Origin of the sequence: Methanolobus vulcani (assembly GCF_006546655.1) — an archaeon.
GTDB classification, from domain to species: domain Archaea; phylum Halobacteriota; class Methanosarcinia; order Methanosarcinales; family Methanosarcinaceae; genus Methanolobus; species Methanolobus vulcani_A.
This window is the reverse complement of record NZ_VIAQ01000019.1, coordinates 219,978-239,134: the sequence shown is the minus strand read 5'-3', so window position 1 is coordinate 239,134 and position 19,157 is coordinate 219,978. Positions and strand designations below refer to the sequence as shown.

Sequence of the window (19,157 nt, the reverse complement as noted above, 5' to 3'; positions counted from 1 at the left end):
ATGTCAATGACATTTACTCATCATACTCAGGACTTTCCACTTTACCCATAAACAGAATACATCCAGTTCTCTTATCTTCAATCAGGAATATAAACGGATGGTCAGCCTTGAAAGTTACAATTTCCGGTTGTTCAGTTCCAGGCGCCGGACTTCCAGTAAAATACATAACTGTTGTTGCCGCAGCTTCAGTTCCTTCTTCCTGGACATCAACAAAAGCCTGATGAACTATATTGGATATTGTTAACTTTTCATCAGAGATTCCACTAAAGGTTGATTTAGTATCATCAAAAGCATCTATCATGCCCATTTTTATCAGTGAGTTGGATAGATCGGTCTTTGTTTCAAATTTGAATTTTGGAAGCCATGTCCTGACCTCGTACTTAGAATCCATATTTGATTTTAACGTATTGTAATCATTAAGTGAAAAAGATGTTTCAAAATCTCCAATTTCATTCTCGTTTGGAAGAACAATATACATGTAAAGATCGTTTCCCTTGTACGGTAATTCCAGTATTTTTGCATTTGAGCTTTCACCATAGCTAAAATACTTTTTTGCATACATGGTTTCTACACTTATTTCTTCATCTTTTGATGGATAAAACGGCTGATTTTGTGTATTTTCTATGTCAAACTCTTTTTTCCATATTCCATTAAAATAAATAGTATTTGTGAGGATTAATCGAGTTTCAGAGTTGATTACACCATTTGGAATAGGATCTTTTATTTTATCATTTGTCTTGTTTTCAATCCAATCATTTATCAGAACTCTTGAATTTTCAGGTTGATTCACAAAGTTAAGTTTTGTCACTTTTCCAGAATAGTAATTTCCAACGTTAGAAATGTATTGATTTTTTATTGGATAGTCCGTCTGTATCCATAGTGCATTTGCAGTTTCAAGTTCATATTCTCCATTTCCAGAGTTTATTTCACTAATCATTGATTTAGAGCTTATTTCTAGTATGGTCTTGTTAAGAGGAAAATTGAACACATTTGCGATTTGCTCTTCCGTAGAGTTTTCAGCACCATCATAGCACATTGCTATTGCAGTGAAAATGCTGTACGGAGAAAAGAAAACGTTTTGTTCATTTTCAACTATGATCTTTGAATACATATCAAAGGCAAAAGCATTATTTGCAGTTGCAATATCATAGTTCTCAACTGAGTCTGCATTTATTGTAGAGTTAATATCAATTGTATTTTCATTAGTTACTGATTCGTTAATTTCTACAGAATCTATATTTGTCAGATTAGTTGAATTAGATGAAACATTTGACTCTAAAGAAATATTCGCAGAAGAATTATTTGTATTTGTGTTTTCAACACATCCTGCACAAAGAAATGCAAATAAACATAGTAAAGGTATTAAAATAAATTTACGCATCCTCATATATTATAGTAAATGTAGCAATTATTTAAAAATTTTTAATCACACATGTAATTTAAATTTGTAAATATTATTTGATTTTTAAAATAATACATGCGTATTTATCATGCTGAATTAAGAAAAATCAGACAAAGCACTTATTTTATTCGTCTGCGTTTTTAGCAAGGAGTTTATCAAGAAAAGCCTCTCCTTCTTCAGAAGAGAATAAAGGAACGTCGTATTCTGTGAATACTTTTGTCCTTATACTGGTGGTTTTGACATTAAGGTGAGGGTTGAATCCTTCTATCTCAGTCTCTTTTTTCATTATCATAATTCCACGCCTTTGCCACGTGGGAACTTTAGAGATGTTTATTCCTCTTTCAAAAAGCAACTCATGCATATCCGATGCTCCTTTGTTCTTAAGCATCTTTGCAGCTTCTTGCTCCTCCATGCCCTCTGAGATAAGGGAGTAGTATGCGTGGGAGTTAATGCAATTGCGCCATGCTTCATCCTGTCTCCAGATGAGATATTCACGAATATCTTCCTCATGGATTGGAATAATTCTTGAATCAAAGGACACCGGCTCTTCAGGATTTAGTGCCAGCGTAAAAGCGCTGCTAATATAAGATGGAATTATAGAATCCAGTTTCTCAATCCTGCCATCAAAGGCATTGTCTCTGAAAAAGAAACTGATCTCGTCGGAAAAAGTATAAGCAAAAACAGGGCTCAATCCGCTTTTCTTAAAAAAGGCCTCAATAGCCTCTACAATTGCGGATGTGAACCTTTCGTCATAAGGTTTCTCAAAACCCATGCGTGACAGCGCATTCTTAAAATTCCTGCCATCAATGCGCACGACCACAGGCGGTATACAACGCAGATCTGAATAGATCTCTCGCCTTTTCATGGCTCAGTCTTCTTCTACCACTTTATTGGCTTTTCTGAACTTGTTAACAACGTTTCTCACAAGTACGATATCTCCTGCGGTGATAACCCACCTGTAAGGAAGTATAACTCCTCTTGAAGTAACGTCAAAAATATCTTTGTTGATGTCAGAAACAGCAAGCCCTCTTACTTTTCTCTCGTCAACATCTAACACAAGGTCAGCGACCTTACCTACATATGTACCTGTTTCGGTATAAATGTTCAATCCAAAAAGTGAAGTTATGTCTGCACGCATGATATCCCTACCCTCTTTTATTTTACTTATATATGAATATTTGTATGTAAGTCGGAAATTTCGTATCTTATATCCTGTTTTCAGGACATTCTCCTTATATATTCTATCTTACTTATGTCCTGATTGTTTCAATTCCCTTCTTAACTGCTTCAGCTGACCTTTGCAGAGCACTTGCTTCCTCATCAGTGAGTTCCAGTTCTATAATTTCCTCAACTCCTGATCTTCCAAGTTTTACAGGTACTCCGAGGCAGATATCATGCTGGCCGTATTCACCATTAAGGAATGCGGATGCAGGGACTATTTTCTTTGTATCTTTGAGTATGGCTTCAACCATTATTGTGATAGCTGCAGAAGGTGCATAGAAAGCACTTCCGTTCTTCAGGTGTCCCACTATCTCAGCACCGGCATTTACGGTCCTGTCGACTATTCTGTTGATAGTTTCATCGTCCATGAGTTTGCTCAGAGGTATTCCTGATACAGTTGAATATTCAGGAAGCGGTACCATTGAGTCTCCATGTCCTCCGAGTACCATGGCATTAACATCCCTCACAGAACAGTTCATTTCCTTTGCAATAAATGATGCAAAGCGGCTTGAATCAAGAAGACCGCTCATTCCAAATACTCTGTTCCTGTCAAACTGTGTGCAACGAAGTGCTGCGTAGGTGATAATATCAAGAGGATTTGTTACGGTCATTATTATGGAATTCGGTGCATATTTCTGTATATTCTCACAAACCTGTTGTGTGATCTTGATGTTAGTTGCCAGCAGGTCACTTCTGTCCATTCCTGGCTTGCGTGCAATTCCTGCGGTTACCACGACTATATTTGAGTCTGCAATGTCTGCATAGTCATTAGTCCCTGTTACATCAACATCGTAACCCATAAGCGGAGCCGCCTGGAGTATGTCAAGCGCTTTTCCCTGTGGCAGTCCTTCAACAATGTCAACCATGACGACATCTGCTATGTTAAGTTCTGCAAGTCTCTGGACTGTGGTGGCACCTACATTACCTGAACCGATAACTGCAACTTTATTCATGTTAATCTCCTGATGGGTTTGATTTAATATATGATTTAGTACGTAATTACAGTATAGTTACTTCATCAAATAGTGGGAATTGAATCCAATATGTATATATCGGAGCTTATTTTATTTAGCACTTGCAGCTAGTAAACATAGTTATCAATATCCTCCATTATAACTGAAAAAGGAAATACATCATGCTTACAAGTACTTACATTCACATGCCGCGGATCGGTGCAGCCGTGGAAAAAAAGATCTGGTCAAATGGGATCAGAACCTGGGACGAGTTCATGGAGAATCATGATTGTCTCCTGATACCGCCTTCCAAAAAAGACATGATAATGACAGGAATCCGGGATTCTGTAGAACCTCTTGAGGCTCGAGATTTCGAGTTCTTTGCAAAATCACTGCCATCATCCGAACACTGGAGAGCTTTCAGGGAATTCTCAGATAAAGTAGCTTATGTGGATATAGAAACCACAGGCCTTTCTCCAGGCAGTTCATTCATCACTGTTGTCGGGATATATGACGGAAAAGAAGCCAGGACATTTGTAAAAGGTATTGATCTTGATGATATTGTGGACATATTCCCAAAATACGAATATCTTGTTACATTCAATGGAGCAAGATTCGATCTGCCTTTTATAAAGCGTGAATTCCCTGAGATCGAGTTCAACCAGCTCCATGCAGACCTGATGTATCCACTGCGCCGCATAAAACTCACAGGCGGCCTGAAAAAGATAGAATGTGACCTTGGTATCTCAAGGGCAGAGGAAACTGTGGGTATCAGTGGTTTTGATGCTGTACGTCTGTGGCACCAGTATGAACGCGGTGATGAAGAAGCTCTTGACCTGCTCTTGAAGTACAACCGTGAGGATATTGTCAATCTTAAGACTATAATCGATCTCACACTTCCGCGTTTTATCGAAAACAAGTTCTCTCAATAATTATCTCAATAATCTCAGCATGAAGTTCGACCTGAAAACACTTCCTGCACTTCCCGGTGTGTATCTGATGAAGGATGATTCCGGTGATGTGATCTATGTAGGCAAGGCCAAATCCTTGGATAAAAGGGTACGCCAGTATTTCCAGTCAAAGAGGAATCTTTCTCCTAAAACTGTTACTCTCGTAAAACACATAGATGATATTGAGTATATTATTACTGATTCTGAGGTGGATGCCCTTGTACTTGAAGCAAACCTTATTAAAAAGTACAAGCCGCGTTACAATGTCCGCCTGAAAGATGACAAACGCTATCCGTATGTCAAGGTCACTATTAATTCAGAATTCCCTCGCATATTCCTGACCAGAAGGCGGCTAATGGATGGAGCTATCTACTTTGGTCCTTACACAAACGCAAAAGCCATCCGCACTACTCTTGATATAATTTCCCGCATCTTCATGCTCAGGCAGTGCAAAAAGAAGATCGAACCCGGAAAAACAAGACCATGTCTCAATTACCATATCAAACGTTGCATGGCTCCGTGTAAAGAAGGTCTGGATAAAGAAGAGTATCGCAGAAGAGTCATGGAAGCCGTCCGGCTCCTGAAAGGTGAGACTTCAGGTCTTCTGAAGGAACTGGACAAAAAGATGCGTTCCTTTGCAGAACAGCAGGATTATGAGTCTGCAGCAATTATCAGGGACCAGATCGAATCTGTAAAATCCGTCTCCGAGCAGCAGATAGCAACATCAGGAACTGATGACCGTGATGTTATTGCAGCAGTTGCAGATGAGAAATCCATTTACATCCAGGTATTCTATGTTCGCCAGGGAAATATGGTTGGTAAGGCCGATTTCACACTATTGGGTGCCAATACTTCAGAAAGTATTGAGGAATCCATGGCTCAGTTTGTCAAGCAATATTATCAGGATTCTCCAATCCCGCCTGAGATCCTTGTGCAGTACGAGCTTCCTGACAGTGAACTAATAGTAAAATGGCTCTGCCAGCGTTCCGGAAGGGATGTTCGTGTTCATGTTCCACAGAAAGGGGACAAGAAAAAACTGGTGGAAATGGCTGCAAGGAATGCTGAGATGTCAAAGAGGATGGCTGGATTGAAATCAACACCATCGGAATCTGCCATTAAAGCGCTGGAAGCATTGAAGGATGTTCTCTCTCTTGAAACGCTTCCTCTGCATATTGAAGGATTTGATATTTCCAATATTTCCGGAACAAATCCTGTAGGTTCAATGGTCTATTTTGAGAATGGAAGACCTGCAAACAGCAAATACAGGCAGCACAACATCAAAACCGTAAAGGGAATTGATGATTTTGCCATGATGGCTGAAGTTGTTCACAGAAGGTATTCGCGTTTACTGAAGAATAAAGAACAACTGCCGGACTTGATTCTTATAGACGGAGGTCCGGGACAGGTTGGTGCTGCAAAATCGTCTCTTGATGCTCTGGGACTTGCCATCCCCATGATCGGTCTGGCTAAGAGGTTCGAGCATATAATTACTACAAAGAAAGGACCTGATGAGGTTATAATTCTCCCTCACAGCTCACCTGCACTAAAACTGCTGATGCAAATTCGTGATGAAGCCCACAGGTTTGCTGTGAGTTCTCATCGCAGGAGGCGTTCTGCAAGTCTTACGCATTCTGAGCTGGATTCTATTCCTGGTGTAGGTTCTTCACGAAAGAAGACCTTGCTTGAGAATTTCGACTCCATCGATAAGATAAGAATGGCATCAGTGGAGGATATTTCATCTCTTGATGGAATTAGCGAAAATCTTGCCCGGAAGATACTGGCTCATCTAAACAAATAATCAAATCTACTTAATCTATTTGCGGCAAAAATAAATACTGTAGGCTCCAATATTGATTTGGATAAATTTTGGTAAACTTAATAGTGTGATTAAATGGGAAATGAACTGGAGTTTTACGGGAAAACGCATAGTCCTGATATCAGGATGTTACACGATATGGATGAGGTAGTACATGATCAGGCGTGGCTTCGCTCACAGGACAATATTGAACTCTATTATATGTATCGCGATCTCTCCGCAAATGGGGATGATCACAAAAAAATAGTAGATAACAGGCTTAGATATGACATTACAATAATTCCACCTGCAATGCTTAGCGATGAGTATGTCAAGACAGCCGGTCACTATCATCCGGCTGTGGAAGGTCATAACCTTTCATACGCTGAACTTTATCAGGTGCTTGAAGGCAAAGCAACCTATCTTCTTCAGAAAGCTGAACATGGGAAGATTGTTGATGTGATCGTCTACGAGGCAACCGCAGGAGATCTTGTTCTTGTGCCGCCGGGTTACGGACATATAACTATCAATAAAACGCAGGAAACATTGAAAATGGCTAATTGGGTGTGTCGTGATTTCTCATCACTTTATGACCCTATCAAGAAACTGTCTGGTGGAGCTTACTATCTGTTAAAAGATGGCTTTGTAAAGAATCCGGAGTATCTATCAGTACCTGGGATAAGGTATGAGGAACCACATGATTATCCTGAGGCAGGGCTTTTCTGCGGAACAGACATGTACGTAATGGTAAAGGAGATTGAAAAACTTGATTTCCTTGTTCATCCACAGGACCATCCTGAAATATTCGGACAGGTTATATCTGTCTGAATCCCTGTTCTTTTTTAAACTTATGCGAAACTATAAATGTCTGGCAGTTACTTACTTTAGAAATAAAGCAATTACAAAATGGTAGAGGTATGTCTTTGCAGAGCAACCAGCGTATTCAGTTCACATCGTCTAAAATAGAAGATCTGATGTTCAGGACCACCTTCAATCCTAAAACAATGGAAGGTGACGTTATCGTGAACCTTTCACTTATTGATAAGCAGGACTTTGATGATGTTCTCAAGATCTTTAGTATGGCCATCAACAGCGGACTTGCTGTAAGTCCGTTGCTTAAAATCCTTCACGAAGGGGATTCAATAAGTGGCAGGAAGGTCGGTGAAGGTGAGGTTGGTTTTGCGACGGTGTGCAGTATAACCATCGATGGTCTTCTCCTCAAAGCCGGTGTCATGGTAAAACCACGCTTTGGAGGCCTTGTTGAGATTCGTGATGGCGAACCTGTACGTTTCACAAATGTGCTGACATATCATAGTACTACAATCGATCCTCTTGAGGTTCTCATGTCACAGGAGCTGACCTCTGTGATGAGTATGCTCAAAACAGGTTCCGGTAAGATCCTTGCGAACCTGCGTGAGGCTCCAATGGTTGCCAGAGATGTCATTGACAGCACGCTGGCTGACATGGTTGATGCCGGAATAAACGGAATTCTTGAGGTAGGAGAACCAAATACCAGAATACTTGATGTTCCGGTTGAGCGTGATCACCTTGGTATCGTGGTAATAGGCGGTACAAATCCAATGGCTATTGTTCAGGAACATGGAATTCCTATCAGGACAAATGCAATGTCCACTCTGATCGATATAAACAAGTTGTCTCACATCAATGATCTTGTTTGATATGCTTAAAAAACTGAAAACCTTATTTTCAGATTTCAGCTTAACTGGGCGGCTATAGCCGAGTTGAGTTTCTGGATGAATTCTTCTTTTTTGCCAAATGGTACTGTGGCTCCGGCAGCGATATCATGTCCACCGCCTGCTCCTCCAAGTTCCTGGCAAACAACACTCAGTGCTTCTGCAAGGTTAAGTCCTCTGTTTACCAGTTCCTGTGTTCCTCTTGCTGAAACCTTATAACCATCATCCTTGTCCGCAAAGGCAATGATCGGTAGTTTTCGATTGCCAGCAGAAGAATGACTCATTCCGGCAACAATTCCTACAATAGTTTCTGGAATTGCGCTTCCTGCATCGAAGTACTGGAGGTGTGAGAGTTCTGTTATTCCGTTATCTTTTACAAAATTAAGTCCATCAACAAGGTTCTTACGGTGGTTATGCAGCAGGTCCTGGGCTTCTCCGTAAGCTTCTGCCCTGTCTCCCATGCAAACCTGCATTCCAACCTCCGCCTGCATGTATCTTCCGGTTGCATTCAGAAGCGTCGAATACTCGGTTGCATCTCTCATTTCGGTACCTTCCTGCTCCGAAAGCAGAATATATCCTTCTGATACAAGTCGGCCAATATTGTAAGAAGACATGCCGCTCTGTATTGCATGCTGCAGGATGGATGATGTGACTTTTTTCTTTTCATCTTCGGAAAGGTCTATCCACCTTCTCCACTTTTCATCGTTTGAGAACTGAAGCCCCACCCTTGCCAGAAAATCAATACATGCATCTTCATTACCTGTAAGTCCTGGAATGAAAGGGTCAGATGAGAATTGCAGCATCTTATATACTGGTCTTGTCTGTTTTCCGAAAAGTGAAATATCTGTAACTGATGAAATAACTCCGGGATTTGCATCCAGTATCATTCTGTTAAGACTGACGAGTTTGCCATATTTCCTGTATTGCATGTCCCCGACACATCCTACAATTGCAAGGTCTGCAAGGTCACGGTTATTTCCAAGTTGGGTCGCAAGTATGAATGTAGTGCCTGAACCACTTATTTCGTATGAACCATTGGCTCCGAAAAGATGGGGATTAAGGTGGAATTTTGTATCTCCCTGTGGTCTATGGTGGTCTGAAACAACGGCATGTACTCCGTAATTTGTGATATGTTCCAGTTGGCCGCTTCCAAGGTCAGTGAATATTGTAAGTTCGGGATTGATGTCTGCAATTTCCTTTACAATAGTTTCATCAAGTTGCTTGACAAACATCATATCATATCCGATGCCTGCTCTTTCGAGGGCTTTTGCAATGATGGCTCCTGAAGTGATACCGTCTGCATCAATATGTGATACTAACTGTACCTCGTCATATTTTTTTATCTCTTCAGCACATTCCCTGGCTCTTTCTGCCATCATTACCATGGTTTCAGACATTTTCATCCCCTTATTGTATCAACCTGAGTTTCTTCCATCCTTTTGGATCTATCAGGTATTTATTCCTCTCTCTCTCTATCCGGGGATATCCCTGTATCTCTTCAACTGTGATCTTTGCAGTTCCTTCATCGTGATATCTTCGACACAGTTCGGTCCATGGGACCATGTATGCTTCTCGTGTACGTCCTACTCCCATTCTAAGTTCAACTGCAAGGAATCCTGTTCTCCCGGATTTTAGCAGGAAATCAGATATTCTCTCTATCTGATGCACACCGTTCTTATCTATTGTGAAGTGCTGCGTGAAATAAAGTGCTTTTGCACCTTTATCCACTGATATGCTTTTACATTCAATTCCCATGTAATGATCAGGGTCAAGCGAATCTACAAGAACATCCAGAAATTGTGAGGTGAACCTGTGTTGTTTCAGGCGGTAGGCCACACCTTTCATTTTATTCTCTTCAAAAAATGCGTTGAATGATTTAACAAGTTCCCTTTCAAATTCTGTCATTGGTTAATCACGTTTTTTGATTTATATTATTTTTGATGTTATATTTAATATTGCACTGTAGGGTGAAAGTATTCATGTTGTATTATTTCATGTAAACTGAAACTTTCCGCTGTTCGATAGATTCATGTATATCTTTACTCAATTAGCAGTGATGACTAAGAAAAACCTGGAAATCATATCTTCAGTAGGTTCAGTAGTTCTATTGATCATAATGTTTGCTCTTTCACACATGATGAGAGATTCCATTTCACAGGAATATGGATTTATTGTATCACTTGTGGTGTTCATACTTGTCATGTCTGTTATTGGCTTGAAGCTCAACGAAATGCAGTGAGGCCTGATAATTGGCAGTTTACAGCGGAAGCTTTGGTATAGATACAAAAGGAAATGCAGATATAATTGACATAACGCCTGAGGTTTCAGACCTTGTGACGTCATCAGGTCTGAGCAATGGTATTGTTCTTGTTTCTGTTCCTGGTTCTACTTCTGCTATAACTACTATTGAATATGAACCTGGGTTAATACATGATCTGAAGGCAGCTCTTGAAAGACTTGCTCCTGAAGGATTGGTTTATCAGCATAATGGGAAATGGCATGATGGAAATGGTCATTCTCACATACGTGCTTCTTTTATCGGCCAAAGTGAGTCATTTCCACTGATGGATGGGAAATTACTTCTTGGGACCTGGCAACAGATAATTTTGGTGGATATGGACAACAGACCACGTTCCAGAAAAATCTTTGTTCAGGTATATGGAGAATAAGGTACAGCTAACAGTTTACTACTGTACTATATGTGTATAAGAATAAATAAAGAAAAGAGTTTTCCGGCTTTTGCCGGAAGTGAGTGAGTTTTATCCCTGTTTCACGAGGAACTTGACAAAGTCAGGGCTAAGTCTTGTTTCCCTTGTCATCTTGTCTTCGACATCTTCGTCTGTAAGTCCTTCCTGCTTGTACTGTGCAATACGGTCATATACACTCTGTGATACTTCAGAGTATTCGTTGATGTCCTTTCTGTGGCCCCATACGTCTCCTTCAAGGAGTTCTATTCCCTGCATTTCAAGGTACATCTTTGCGGAGTTTGAGATGGTTCTCTTGTATGAGCTTGGGATGTGGAGTGCTTTTACGTTTGGACATTTCATTATAAGTGAAAAGATATCCGTGTTTGATGGTCTGAATGCAAGGTGGATAATCTCTTCGTTTGGACCAAGTGAATTGATCTCTTCTTTTGAACTTACAACTCTGATTTTCATGTTTTACCTTCCTTTTGTGTTTTTTCGCATTTTTTTATTGGAAATGTTTGAGAATTTTACTCTCTAAAAATTAGTGTATATACAAACTTTTATTTAAAGGTTGCCAGTATAACGTTATATTGATGTTATAAAAAAGTTCCATCGTATAATTCTTTAATTAATTTATATTGTTGTTCGACTTAAAAAACAGCCTCTTACGGTTCTTATCTATTTTTTAATTATTGTTATTTGTTGCTTTTTTAACATGACTTCTATATTTTTTTATAAAACAATATTAAATGATTCATTTATATTTTACAATCGATATTACTATTATTCACTTGCCCGTTAAAAAATTCTTTTTGTTCATGAACAATTCATGATATGCGTATTTGTATTATACAAATACATTCTCTGTTATAGTTCCAATGTATATACAACTGGTATTTCTGCTAATTTAATCATATGTCAAAAAGAAATGCTAAAAGGACGATTTTTTATTATCCTATTTATTCGGATGTAAAACTTTATATAAACAAGCTTCTAATTTAAGATACGTGTATTCAAAACTGTTGCCAAAATTAAGGGTAAAAAATGATGTAAAAGTAGTTTACATTGTATTTGGCATAGTTTTAACCTATTTTTCGGTATACATGCCCGACTTTATGGAAGTGGCTGGTATTGATAATGTTCAGATAAGTTCAACTGTATCATTTAGTGCGCTGAATGGTATGTTATTCGGGCCATTTTGGGGTGCTTTGGTAACTTTATCTGGTATCTCTTTATACAAAATAACCGCAGGAACATTTTTCACAATGAGTGCTTTTTCGTTACTCTCATTAATCTTCAATGCTATGGCTTCAATAGTTTCAGGTCTGGTTGTTAATAGGGAGTATAAAGCTGCAAAGACAATTTTCTTTTCTTTTATTTGTATCTGGTATTTGTTAGATGTGGGCAGGACTGCCTATTTATATCCATGGTATCACTTGCTGGTTCTGGGGGCTTTTGTGTATTTCCACAATACGATCATTAAAAAAAGCATCACATCGAAACTATTCGTATTTATTTCATTGTTTTTTGCATCATTATTAGGCGTTCTAACCGATCATATGGCTGGAAGTATAGCATATTATCTATTGTATGATCTTCCTGCAAGTGCATATAACTCTGTAATATTGGTGTATCCTGTAGAACGAACTATACTTGCATTCTTCCCGGCTTTTCTGATGTATGTATTGGTAGTTGTTTTCAAAGACATAGTTCTTTCATCAGAGAGTATTGAACAGGATATTAGTAATCGTAAGTCTCACGATCTGGATGAATATATCAAAAATGATGTTCTTGATATTCTGAAAAAAGAAGAAAAATAAAGATATTAAGTGAACAATTATTTCATTGATTCTATTTTATCTTTGATCGAGAGTATGCTTTTTGAGAACAGGTGGTCAGGGTCAGTGTGGACAAGGATTTCGTCCTTACCTCTGGTTGCTATCTCGCACATACATGGGATTGTTGCAAGAACGGGTACTCCGTATCTTTCCCTATCAACAATGTCAACATAATTTTGATGGGACATATTGTCAATAATACCACATTTTTTGTCAAGAAGGGAATAAACACCGCTGATAAGTTGTTCCGTACAGCTGGTACAGGCATTTGTTTCATTGTGTACTATGAGTACCATGTCAGATGCTGCCACTGCATTGACAGATTCATATTCAACTCCCGGACTGGTGTCAAATATTATTACGTCCAGATCCTTTTCAACAAGCTCTCTCTTTCCGTTAATCAGGGCCTTAAGGGCACTGGCCTGCCAGTCACGATCTTTGCTTACCAGATCTCTTATCTCTTTGATATCCGGATTTGAAAAACTCAGGTATAAATGAGCATTTGTATTCATTTCTTCACTGACATCGGTAAGTGTATCCTTCATACTGCATTTACCTGAAAGAAAGTCATTAATCCAGAAATGTTTTTTTGGCTCAAACATGGAGCAGAGTGACGGTCCTCTGAGATCAAGGTCTATAAGACACGTATCTTTTCCGGCAGATGCAAAAGCGACTGCCAGGTTCATCGCAATACTGGTTTTCCCTGTACCGCCTTTGGAAGAATGGATTGCTAATGTAAGTGTCATGTTAAATCATCGATTAGTCCGATTGTTGTATCTCTATATCTCAAATATTCAGAATGTAGCATATATATTATCATATATTATTTTTTCTTTAAGCTGTCGTTAATACGGAAATATACTTTCCTTCCTTCCCTGTATTTTCGAACATGATTCATCCTGACAAGCTGATTAAGATAGTTACTTTCAACTGCTCTTTCCTTATTTGTGATTTTTGATATCTCATCTGCCGTTGCAGGCCCAATCTCAAATAGTGTTGTTGCAGTTGTTCTTAAGTGGTCAGGGAGAGACAATAATGTAATTACGTCCAGGGATTCAGCCATGATTCTTTCTTTCTCACTGATCTGTTCATCCCTGTTCTCGACCTGTACTATCAGTTTGTCAAGTTTAGAGTTTATTTCTTTTAAATTGGTGACAATTTGTTCAAGGAGTTCAGAGTCCAATATTTTGTCTCCTGTATTTCATCATCAGAATTTTACAACATATCTATGTATGATTGTATATACAATTATCCGTATAGTTACTAATAAAACTTTCTGGTCAAGTCCTGTTACAATCTTTTTACCATATATGTTTTTTCCAGTTCGTACCCTATTTTTCTATAGTAGCCGCGAACTCCGATACCACTTATTATGGCCAATTTATTGTAACCTGCATTTCTTGAAAGTTCTTCGGCACGTGTAATTAATTCTCTTCCGTAGCCCCTGTGCTGCCAGTCATTCATGCCAGCTTCCTTTCCGACAGCTACAGTTGAACCGTATATGTGTAGCTCTCTGACAAGAGCTGCACCAGAAAGTTCTTCACGGTGGGGTCTTGCCGGGAATCTTAACCTCAAAAATCCTATAAGAATATCTTTTTCTGTATCCTCAAAGCTAATAAAGTGTTCCTTTCCGCCGCAACACTCATACGACTCCACAGTTAGCTCTATGTTGTCTATGTCAGGCTCGTTCCCCTTTAATATATTGTGTCCAACCTCACGACATCTGATGCAACGGCATTTTCCACCATGTTCTTCCAGATGTTCGTGTGCAAGCTGTCGTATATTGCTTTTGCGAACTCCTGCAAGTATCTGGGGTGAGGGGATATCTCTTTGTATGCGTTGTAAACGAACCCACTTAGGGATGAATGATTTTATCTCTGAAAGCAGCAGTGTTGCTTCATCATCTCTGATTGCCTGATATTTTCCCTCTTTCCACATCCGATGAAGTTCAGTACCTTCAGTTACCAGAGTTGGATATATCTTCAGGTAATCCGGCCTGAATCCCGTTTCCTCAAAAAGGCGCTTAAAGTTCCTTATCTCCATTTCCATGTCAGTCCCGGGAAGTCCTGGCATCATGTGGAACCCGACCTTCAGGGCGCTGTCTCTCAGTATCCTGTTAGCCTCGATGCTTTCAGCAACAGTATGGCCACGTTTCATTCTTTCAAGTATGAAATCGTAGGTGCTCTGGACGCCGATTTCAACCTTGGTGGCACCAAGTTCAAGCATCTTATCAATATGATGTGTTTTTGCCCAGTCCGGACGCGTTTCAAAGGTAATTCCGGTGTTTCTTACCTCAGCTGTCTCATTTGCTTTCTGGACGTCCTCAATGGTGTAGTATGGAATTGTCTTTCCAATTGGGTGTGCGTCCTGTCTCCATGAATCTCCGTAAAAGTCGTTCATGGCTTCAAGACAACGTTTTGTATACCACTCCTGATAATCTATCGACCTGGCGGAAAATGTTCCTCCCATAACTATCAGTTCGGCTTTTTTAACCTCATGGCCTATTTGCTTTAGCTGGGTCAGTCGGTTTGTTACAATCTTATAAGGGTCGTATTCGAATTGAATGGCTCTCATGGTGGAAGGTTCTCTTCCCATGTAGCTCTGTGGTGAATGGAATTCAGAATTAGGTCCTCCGGGACATGGGACACATATTCCGTGAGGGCATGGTGCAGGTGATGTCATTGCAGCAATAACCGCTACTCCTGAAATCGTCCTGACAGGTTTGCGCTGAAGGACAGCCCTGACAGTCTCCTGCTCTTTATCATTTCCTGATATGATGATGTCAGCATTCTTTGGAAGGGTGGAAAGGCGAAAATCCTTTGCAATTTTCTTCTTGGCATTATTGAGCTCTTTCTCATCCTTAATGCTGCCATCCAGCACCATGTCCAGTATCTTTCGACATGCTGCTTCAAAATTAGTCTTATCGTTATCAGTCATGAGCCATCAAATCAGGTTATCAATTGGCATCCTGCTGACAAAATCCTGCAACAAGGGCTTCGATCTGTATTCTTTCGTTTGCACTCTCTGTAAGATAGAGGTCAGTGTCAGCTATCTTTGTGACCCATCTGGCAATAATGTCATCAGGTTCGTTAGAATTAACGGTAGCCTGATGTAACTGAAGCAGGATCTCCTGTCCGGATAATCCTTCTCCCAGGATAAGTTCATCAATATACTTCCTGGCTTCAAGAATATTCTTTCCAATCATGGACTCAAAGAGTTTGTTAACATTTTCGGATTGTTCTCCCAGAGCTGCATCATATATTTGTTGTGTATCTATGCTTTCATTTCCAGGCTGGATTGAAGCAACCTGTAAAGTGTTTAGAGCCCTGGCAACATTGCCCTTTGCATGGTATACAAGTGCAGCAATACCATCTGTGCTGACATTAAGTCCCTCATTTTCCACAACATCTGAAATGAACTTTGTAATTTTATCATCAGATATGTGTGTAAAGAACAATTGAAGTCCTCTGGATCTTAAAGGGGTGATAAGTTTTGAAGGCTGTGTGGTGGAGAGGATGAAACGGCAGGTAGTCGTGTATTTCTCCATAATTCTCCTTAAGGCATGCTGGGAATCAGAATTCAGTGATTCCGCATTGTCAATGAATATTATCTTATAGTCAGCATCCACAGGTGCCATGCTGGCGTATTCATTGATTACCTCTTTGAAGATGTGGATTACACTGCTGGAGATCTTTTTAGGATCATCAGTCCCTATAATGCGAAGGAATCTCTTGTCACGTACAAGGTAACTTTTCCCCTGTTCAAAGAAATCAGACGCATTAAAGTATGCCAGGTTCCGTTCGTAATCATCTCCGTACAGTTCAAAGGCAAGCGCAAAGGCTGTGCTTGACTTGCCTGTGTTTTCCGGGCCGTGGAACACAAGATGAGGAAGGTTGTTGGACATGGCCAGCTTCCTGATCATGTCCAGGGATTGCTCGTTTCCTATAATCTCATCAAAGGTTTTAGGTCGGTATTTTACAGTCCACAGGTCCTTCATTATTCATCTCCTTAAGCAGATTCTGCTTCAGCTTCTGCACCTGATGCTAGTACTTCATGGATAACTTTTCCGTACACTGGTCTTGCGATCAGTATTCCGATAAGCACACCAACAATTGTTGTAATTGCGAATCCTTTCAGGCTTCCAAATCCCATGATCACCAGTGGTGACATTGCAATAATGGTTGTTGCAGATGCTGCAAATATAATTCCGAATGCTTTTGTTATCCTTGAAAGATAAACTTTCCTTGGGGGTAGCTTTCCTTCGTAGAGTACTTCGTCAGTAATGATCACAAGGTGGTCAATACCTGTTCCTATGGCTGCGATGATACCAGCAATACTTGCAAGGTCGAGTTGCCATCCGATTGCTGCTGCAAAACCAAGGATCATTATTACTTCACTGATGGATGTGCTGACCATTGGTATGAGTATAGCAGGTTTGTTGTATTTCCTGAATACCACGAATGCGACTGCAAGAAGTGCAATCAGTCCTGCAATGACTGCCTGTGTCTTGAATTGCTGTCCAAGAGCTGCATCAACGTGTCCTGAACCCATAAGTTCAACATTCACAGGTAATGCACCTGCACGCAGGTGGATCTGTAATTCATCTGCCCTTACCTTGCTTTCTTCATCAGCACCAGTTGATGCCTGCCATGAGTATATTGGGGCCTGTTCCAGTTTTGCTGCTGCAGAGTAACTAAGCGGTGCGCTGTAAACTTCGTTATCATCCAGATACATTACAAGGTTATGTGACATCGGATCCTGTATTGCGCCAGTCTCGATGGCAATTTCCTGAAGTGCCTGGGCACCTTCATCTGTCAATGTGAAAGGTACATACCATTGTCCCTGGTCTTCATGATATCCTACAATGCTTACAGATTCAATTTCATCGCCGTAAAGAACATGCTTTGATTCATTACCCTGAGTTACAATTCTTATCTCAAATTTACCCGGTTTCTCTGCAATGTTCTTGGCTGTTGCAAGATCAATTCCTGCAAAGTCAATAAGGATATAGTCATCTCCAACTGTTTTTACAGGGATGTCCTTAAGTCCGAGAGAATTAAGCTTATCACTGAGGATCTGTTTTGTAAGGTCTCTTGTTTCGGTTGTAACTCCTTCCTTGTAGGCTGGATCTCCATTGATGTCAGTTACTATGGAACCTCCAACTTTCTCCATCAGAGTTTCAAGTTCTTCCTGTGTGATTGCTGTTCTTATTTCATATTCCACACCATCGGAAACAAGTGTCGGAAGTACTTCTGTTTTCAGTGAATCAGCAAGGTATGTGCTGATAAGTGTTTGCTTTGTGGAATGAAGTACTATTTGGGTTACGTTATTACTTCGTGAGATGGTCGTTTCACCAACACCAAGTTGGTCCATCTGGTTGCTGTTGAGCACCGAAGATGTTGTGAAAGTTACTGAAACATCATCTTCTCCTTCATTCACAGATGCAATTGTAACATCTTCATCAAGGTTCAAATTAACAATTTCTTTTACAAGAAGTCCGCTGTCAGCGTCAAGCTGTGCAACAGCACCCTGAAGTTTGAGCTGAAGCCAGGAACCGCCTTCAAGGTCAAGTCCATAGTTGAGATTGGTTGTGAATCCCTCATCAGAAGAGTACCCGGGATGTATGAATATTATGGAACCGAGTATTGCAATAATGAATACGATCACTCTTGCATCTTTTAACAGGCTCTGCTGTTTTTCATCGTCTCTCATGCTTTTCTCCTCCTTGTGCCAACACTTGTGACATGCCACCTGAGGATTGATGTGTTAAGCATCCAGGTGTTCATCATATCTGCCACCAGTCCGAAGATAAGGACGATAGAAATGTTTGAAAGAAGAGTAATTTGTGAAAATGTTGGGCTGAGGACGTAGGAGAATGTTGAAATAATGTACATTGCAACAAGCGCTGCAAGGGTTGTTGTTGTCATTGTGACACCAGTGTGCATTGCGTTGCTAATGTTCTCCTGCGGGGTTCCGCGTCGTTTCAACACCCTTGTTGTAAGCAAAATATCACTGTCTACCGAATAACCGATAAGCATCAGAAGAGCTGCAACTGTACCAAGTGACAGTTCAATCCCTACAATATTCATGAATGCTGCTGCGATAACAATATCAGACAATGCAGAAATAACAACAGCTACAGAAGGGACAAATGTCTTGAAAATCAAAAAGACTACAATAGCCATTCCTATAAATGATACTATAACTGCCTTAACTGCCTGTTTCTGCAGGCTTGCACCATATACCGGTCCCACCTGATTTATCTCAACATTTTCATAGGACTCAATCACATCGCTTACAAGTTGTTCTTGCAGTTCATCGCTCATTGGCCCAAACTGCATAATAATACGTGATCCGGCCTGTCTGACGTCTGTAATTGGGTAATCTGCATACTTCTGCTGAATGGTTGCCACACTTTCCTGGCTAGCCATCGAGATCATAGTTCCGCCTTCAAAATCCATTCCAAGCTTTACAGGTGCTCCGCTGCTTGCAAAAGTAATTGCAAGTATAATTAATGAAATAACAAGTACAATAAGCGGTAATGCTGCAAGCTGACGATCGTTATGTTTTCTAACAAAAGAATCTAAACGTTCAGTCAAACCGACTTTCATGTTTCT

Annotated in this window: 20 protein-coding genes; 7 read left to right on the top strand and 13 right to left on the bottom strand. The window is 40.1% G+C overall.

Annotated elements, in window-relative coordinates; translation table 11 throughout:
* Positions 1 to 13 precede the first annotated feature (13 nt).
* From FKV42_RS12510 to mdh, 4 genes are all read right to left on the bottom strand, one after another.
* Entirely contained in the window at positions 14 to 1,387 is a 1,374-nt protein-coding gene (locus FKV42_RS12510) for a serpin family protein (protein ID WP_154810614.1), read from the bottom strand.
* 139 nt (positions 1,388 to 1,526) lie between these two features.
* Positions 1,527 to 2,267 carry a tRNA(His) guanylyltransferase Thg1 family protein gene (locus FKV42_RS12505; RefSeq protein ID WP_154810613.1) on the bottom strand — a complete coding sequence of 247 codons (741 nt, stop codon included), beginning with the start codon at positions 2,265 to 2,267 and terminating at the stop codon, positions 1,527 to 1,529.
* 3 nt (positions 2,268 to 2,270) lie between these two features.
* On the bottom strand, positions 2,271 to 2,540 hold the full coding sequence (locus tag FKV42_RS12500) for a PRC-barrel domain-containing protein (protein WP_154810612.1): 270 nt from the start codon (positions 2,538 to 2,540) through the stop codon (positions 2,271 to 2,273).
* 112 nt (positions 2,541 to 2,652) lie between these two features.
* Positions 2,653 to 3,576 carry a malate dehydrogenase gene (mdh, locus tag FKV42_RS12495; protein WP_154810611.1) on the bottom strand — a complete coding sequence of 308 codons (924 nt, stop codon included), beginning with the start codon at positions 3,574 to 3,576 and terminating at the stop codon, positions 2,653 to 2,655.
* 182 nt (positions 3,577 to 3,758) lie between these two features.
* Here mdh and FKV42_RS12490 point away from each other — a divergent pair, with 182 nt between their 5' ends.
* The 4 genes from FKV42_RS12490 (at position 3,759) to FKV42_RS12475 (ending at position 8,000) form a co-directional block, all read left to right on the top strand.
* On the top strand, positions 3,759 to 4,508 hold the full coding sequence (locus FKV42_RS12490; RefSeq protein WP_154810610.1) for a ribonuclease H-like domain-containing protein: 750 nt from the start codon (positions 3,759 to 3,761) through the stop codon (positions 4,506 to 4,508).
* 19 nt (positions 4,509 to 4,527) lie between these two features.
* Positions 4,528 to 6,324 carry an excinuclease ABC subunit UvrC gene (uvrC, locus tag FKV42_RS12485; protein ID WP_154810609.1) on the top strand — a complete coding sequence of 599 codons (1,797 nt, stop codon included), beginning with the start codon at positions 4,528 to 4,530 and terminating at the stop codon, positions 6,322 to 6,324.
* Positions 6,325 to 6,417: 93 nt separating this feature from the next.
* Positions 6,418 to 7,149: a glucose-6-phosphate isomerase family protein gene (locus FKV42_RS12480; RefSeq protein WP_154810608.1), complete on the top strand. Its 732-nt coding sequence runs from the start codon at positions 6,418 to 6,420 to the stop codon at positions 7,147 to 7,149.
* 89 nt (positions 7,150 to 7,238) lie between these two features.
* Positions 7,239 to 8,000, top strand: a complete 762-nt coding sequence (locus tag FKV42_RS12475; RefSeq protein ID WP_328287529.1) for a DUF128 domain-containing protein — start codon at positions 7,239 to 7,241, stop codon at positions 7,998 to 8,000.
* Positions 8,001 to 8,035: 35 nt separating this feature from the next.
* On the opposite strand, the gene FKV42_RS12470 is transcribed toward FKV42_RS12475, so the two are convergent.
* Together FKV42_RS12470 and FKV42_RS12465 are read right to left on the bottom strand one after the other, a co-directional pair.
* Complete coding sequence (locus FKV42_RS12470) at positions 8,036 to 9,412, bottom strand: single-stranded-DNA-specific exonuclease RecJ (protein WP_154810607.1); 1,377 nt, start codon at positions 9,410 to 9,412, stop codon at positions 8,036 to 8,038.
* Positions 9,413 to 9,422: 10 nt separating this feature from the next.
* The gene (locus tag FKV42_RS12465) at positions 9,423 to 9,920 is read right to left on the bottom strand and encodes a hypothetical protein (RefSeq protein ID WP_154810606.1); all 498 of its coding nucleotides are present in this window, start codon (positions 9,918 to 9,920) and stop codon (positions 9,423 to 9,425) included.
* 151 nt (positions 9,921 to 10,071) lie between these two features.
* On the opposite strand from FKV42_RS12465, the gene FKV42_RS12460 reads away from it, so the two are divergent.
* A complete protein-coding gene (locus tag FKV42_RS12460; protein ID WP_154810605.1) occupies positions 10,072 to 10,254 on the top strand; it encodes a hypothetical protein in 183 nt (60 codons plus the stop codon).
* Between the two features lie 10 nt (positions 10,255 to 10,264).
* On the top strand, positions 10,265 to 10,684 hold the full coding sequence (locus tag FKV42_RS12455; RefSeq protein ID WP_154810604.1) for a secondary thiamine-phosphate synthase enzyme YjbQ: 420 nt from the start codon (positions 10,265 to 10,267) through the stop codon (positions 10,682 to 10,684).
* 90 nt (positions 10,685 to 10,774) lie between these two features.
* Here the strand turns inward: FKV42_RS12455 and FKV42_RS12450 are convergent, their stop codons facing one another.
* On the bottom strand, positions 10,775 to 11,173 hold the full coding sequence (locus FKV42_RS12450) for a DUF1699 family protein (RefSeq protein ID WP_154810603.1): 399 nt from the start codon (positions 11,171 to 11,173) through the stop codon (positions 10,775 to 10,777).
* Between the two features lie 536 nt (positions 11,174 to 11,709).
* Between FKV42_RS12450 and FKV42_RS12445 the strand changes: the two genes are divergently transcribed.
* Complete coding sequence (locus FKV42_RS12445) at positions 11,710 to 12,522, top strand: hypothetical protein (RefSeq protein WP_154810602.1); 813 nt, start codon at positions 11,710 to 11,712, stop codon at positions 12,520 to 12,522.
* Between the two features lie 17 nt (positions 12,523 to 12,539).
* On the opposite strand, the gene FKV42_RS12440 is transcribed toward FKV42_RS12445, so the two are convergent.
* From FKV42_RS12440 to FKV42_RS12415, 6 genes are all read right to left on the bottom strand, one after another.
* The gene (locus FKV42_RS12440; protein WP_154810601.1) at positions 12,540 to 13,286 is read right to left on the bottom strand and encodes a MinD/ParA family ATP-binding protein; all 747 of its coding nucleotides are present in this window, start codon (positions 13,284 to 13,286) and stop codon (positions 12,540 to 12,542) included.
* A 77-nt stretch (positions 13,287 to 13,363) separates the two neighbouring features.
* Positions 13,364 to 13,723 (bottom strand): helix-turn-helix domain-containing protein, encoded by a 360-nt coding sequence (locus FKV42_RS12435; RefSeq protein ID WP_328287528.1) that lies wholly within the window; start codon positions 13,721 to 13,723, stop codon positions 13,364 to 13,366.
* Positions 13,724 to 13,830: 107 nt separating this feature from the next.
* Positions 13,831 to 15,477 (bottom strand): tRNA uridine(34) 5-carboxymethylaminomethyl modification radical SAM/GNAT enzyme Elp3, encoded by a 1,647-nt coding sequence (locus tag FKV42_RS12430; RefSeq protein ID WP_154810599.1) that lies wholly within the window; start codon positions 15,475 to 15,477, stop codon positions 13,831 to 13,833.
* Positions 15,478 to 15,496: 19 nt separating this feature from the next.
* Positions 15,497 to 16,537 (bottom strand): AAA family ATPase, encoded by a 1,041-nt coding sequence (locus tag FKV42_RS12425; RefSeq protein WP_154810598.1) that lies wholly within the window; start codon positions 16,535 to 16,537, stop codon positions 15,497 to 15,499.
* A gap of 11 nt (positions 16,538 to 16,548) precedes the next feature.
* The gene (locus FKV42_RS12420; protein ID WP_154810597.1) at positions 16,549 to 18,252 is read right to left on the bottom strand and encodes a preprotein translocase subunit SecD; all 1,704 of its coding nucleotides are present in this window, start codon (positions 18,250 to 18,252) and stop codon (positions 16,549 to 16,551) included.
* On the bottom strand, positions 18,249 to 19,151 hold the full coding sequence (locus FKV42_RS12415; protein WP_154810596.1) for a protein translocase subunit SecF: 903 nt from the start codon (positions 19,149 to 19,151) through the stop codon (positions 18,249 to 18,251). Before FKV42_RS12415 ends, FKV42_RS12420 begins: the two co-directional genes overlap by 4 nt.
* Between the last annotated feature and the right edge of the window lie 6 nt (positions 19,152 to 19,157).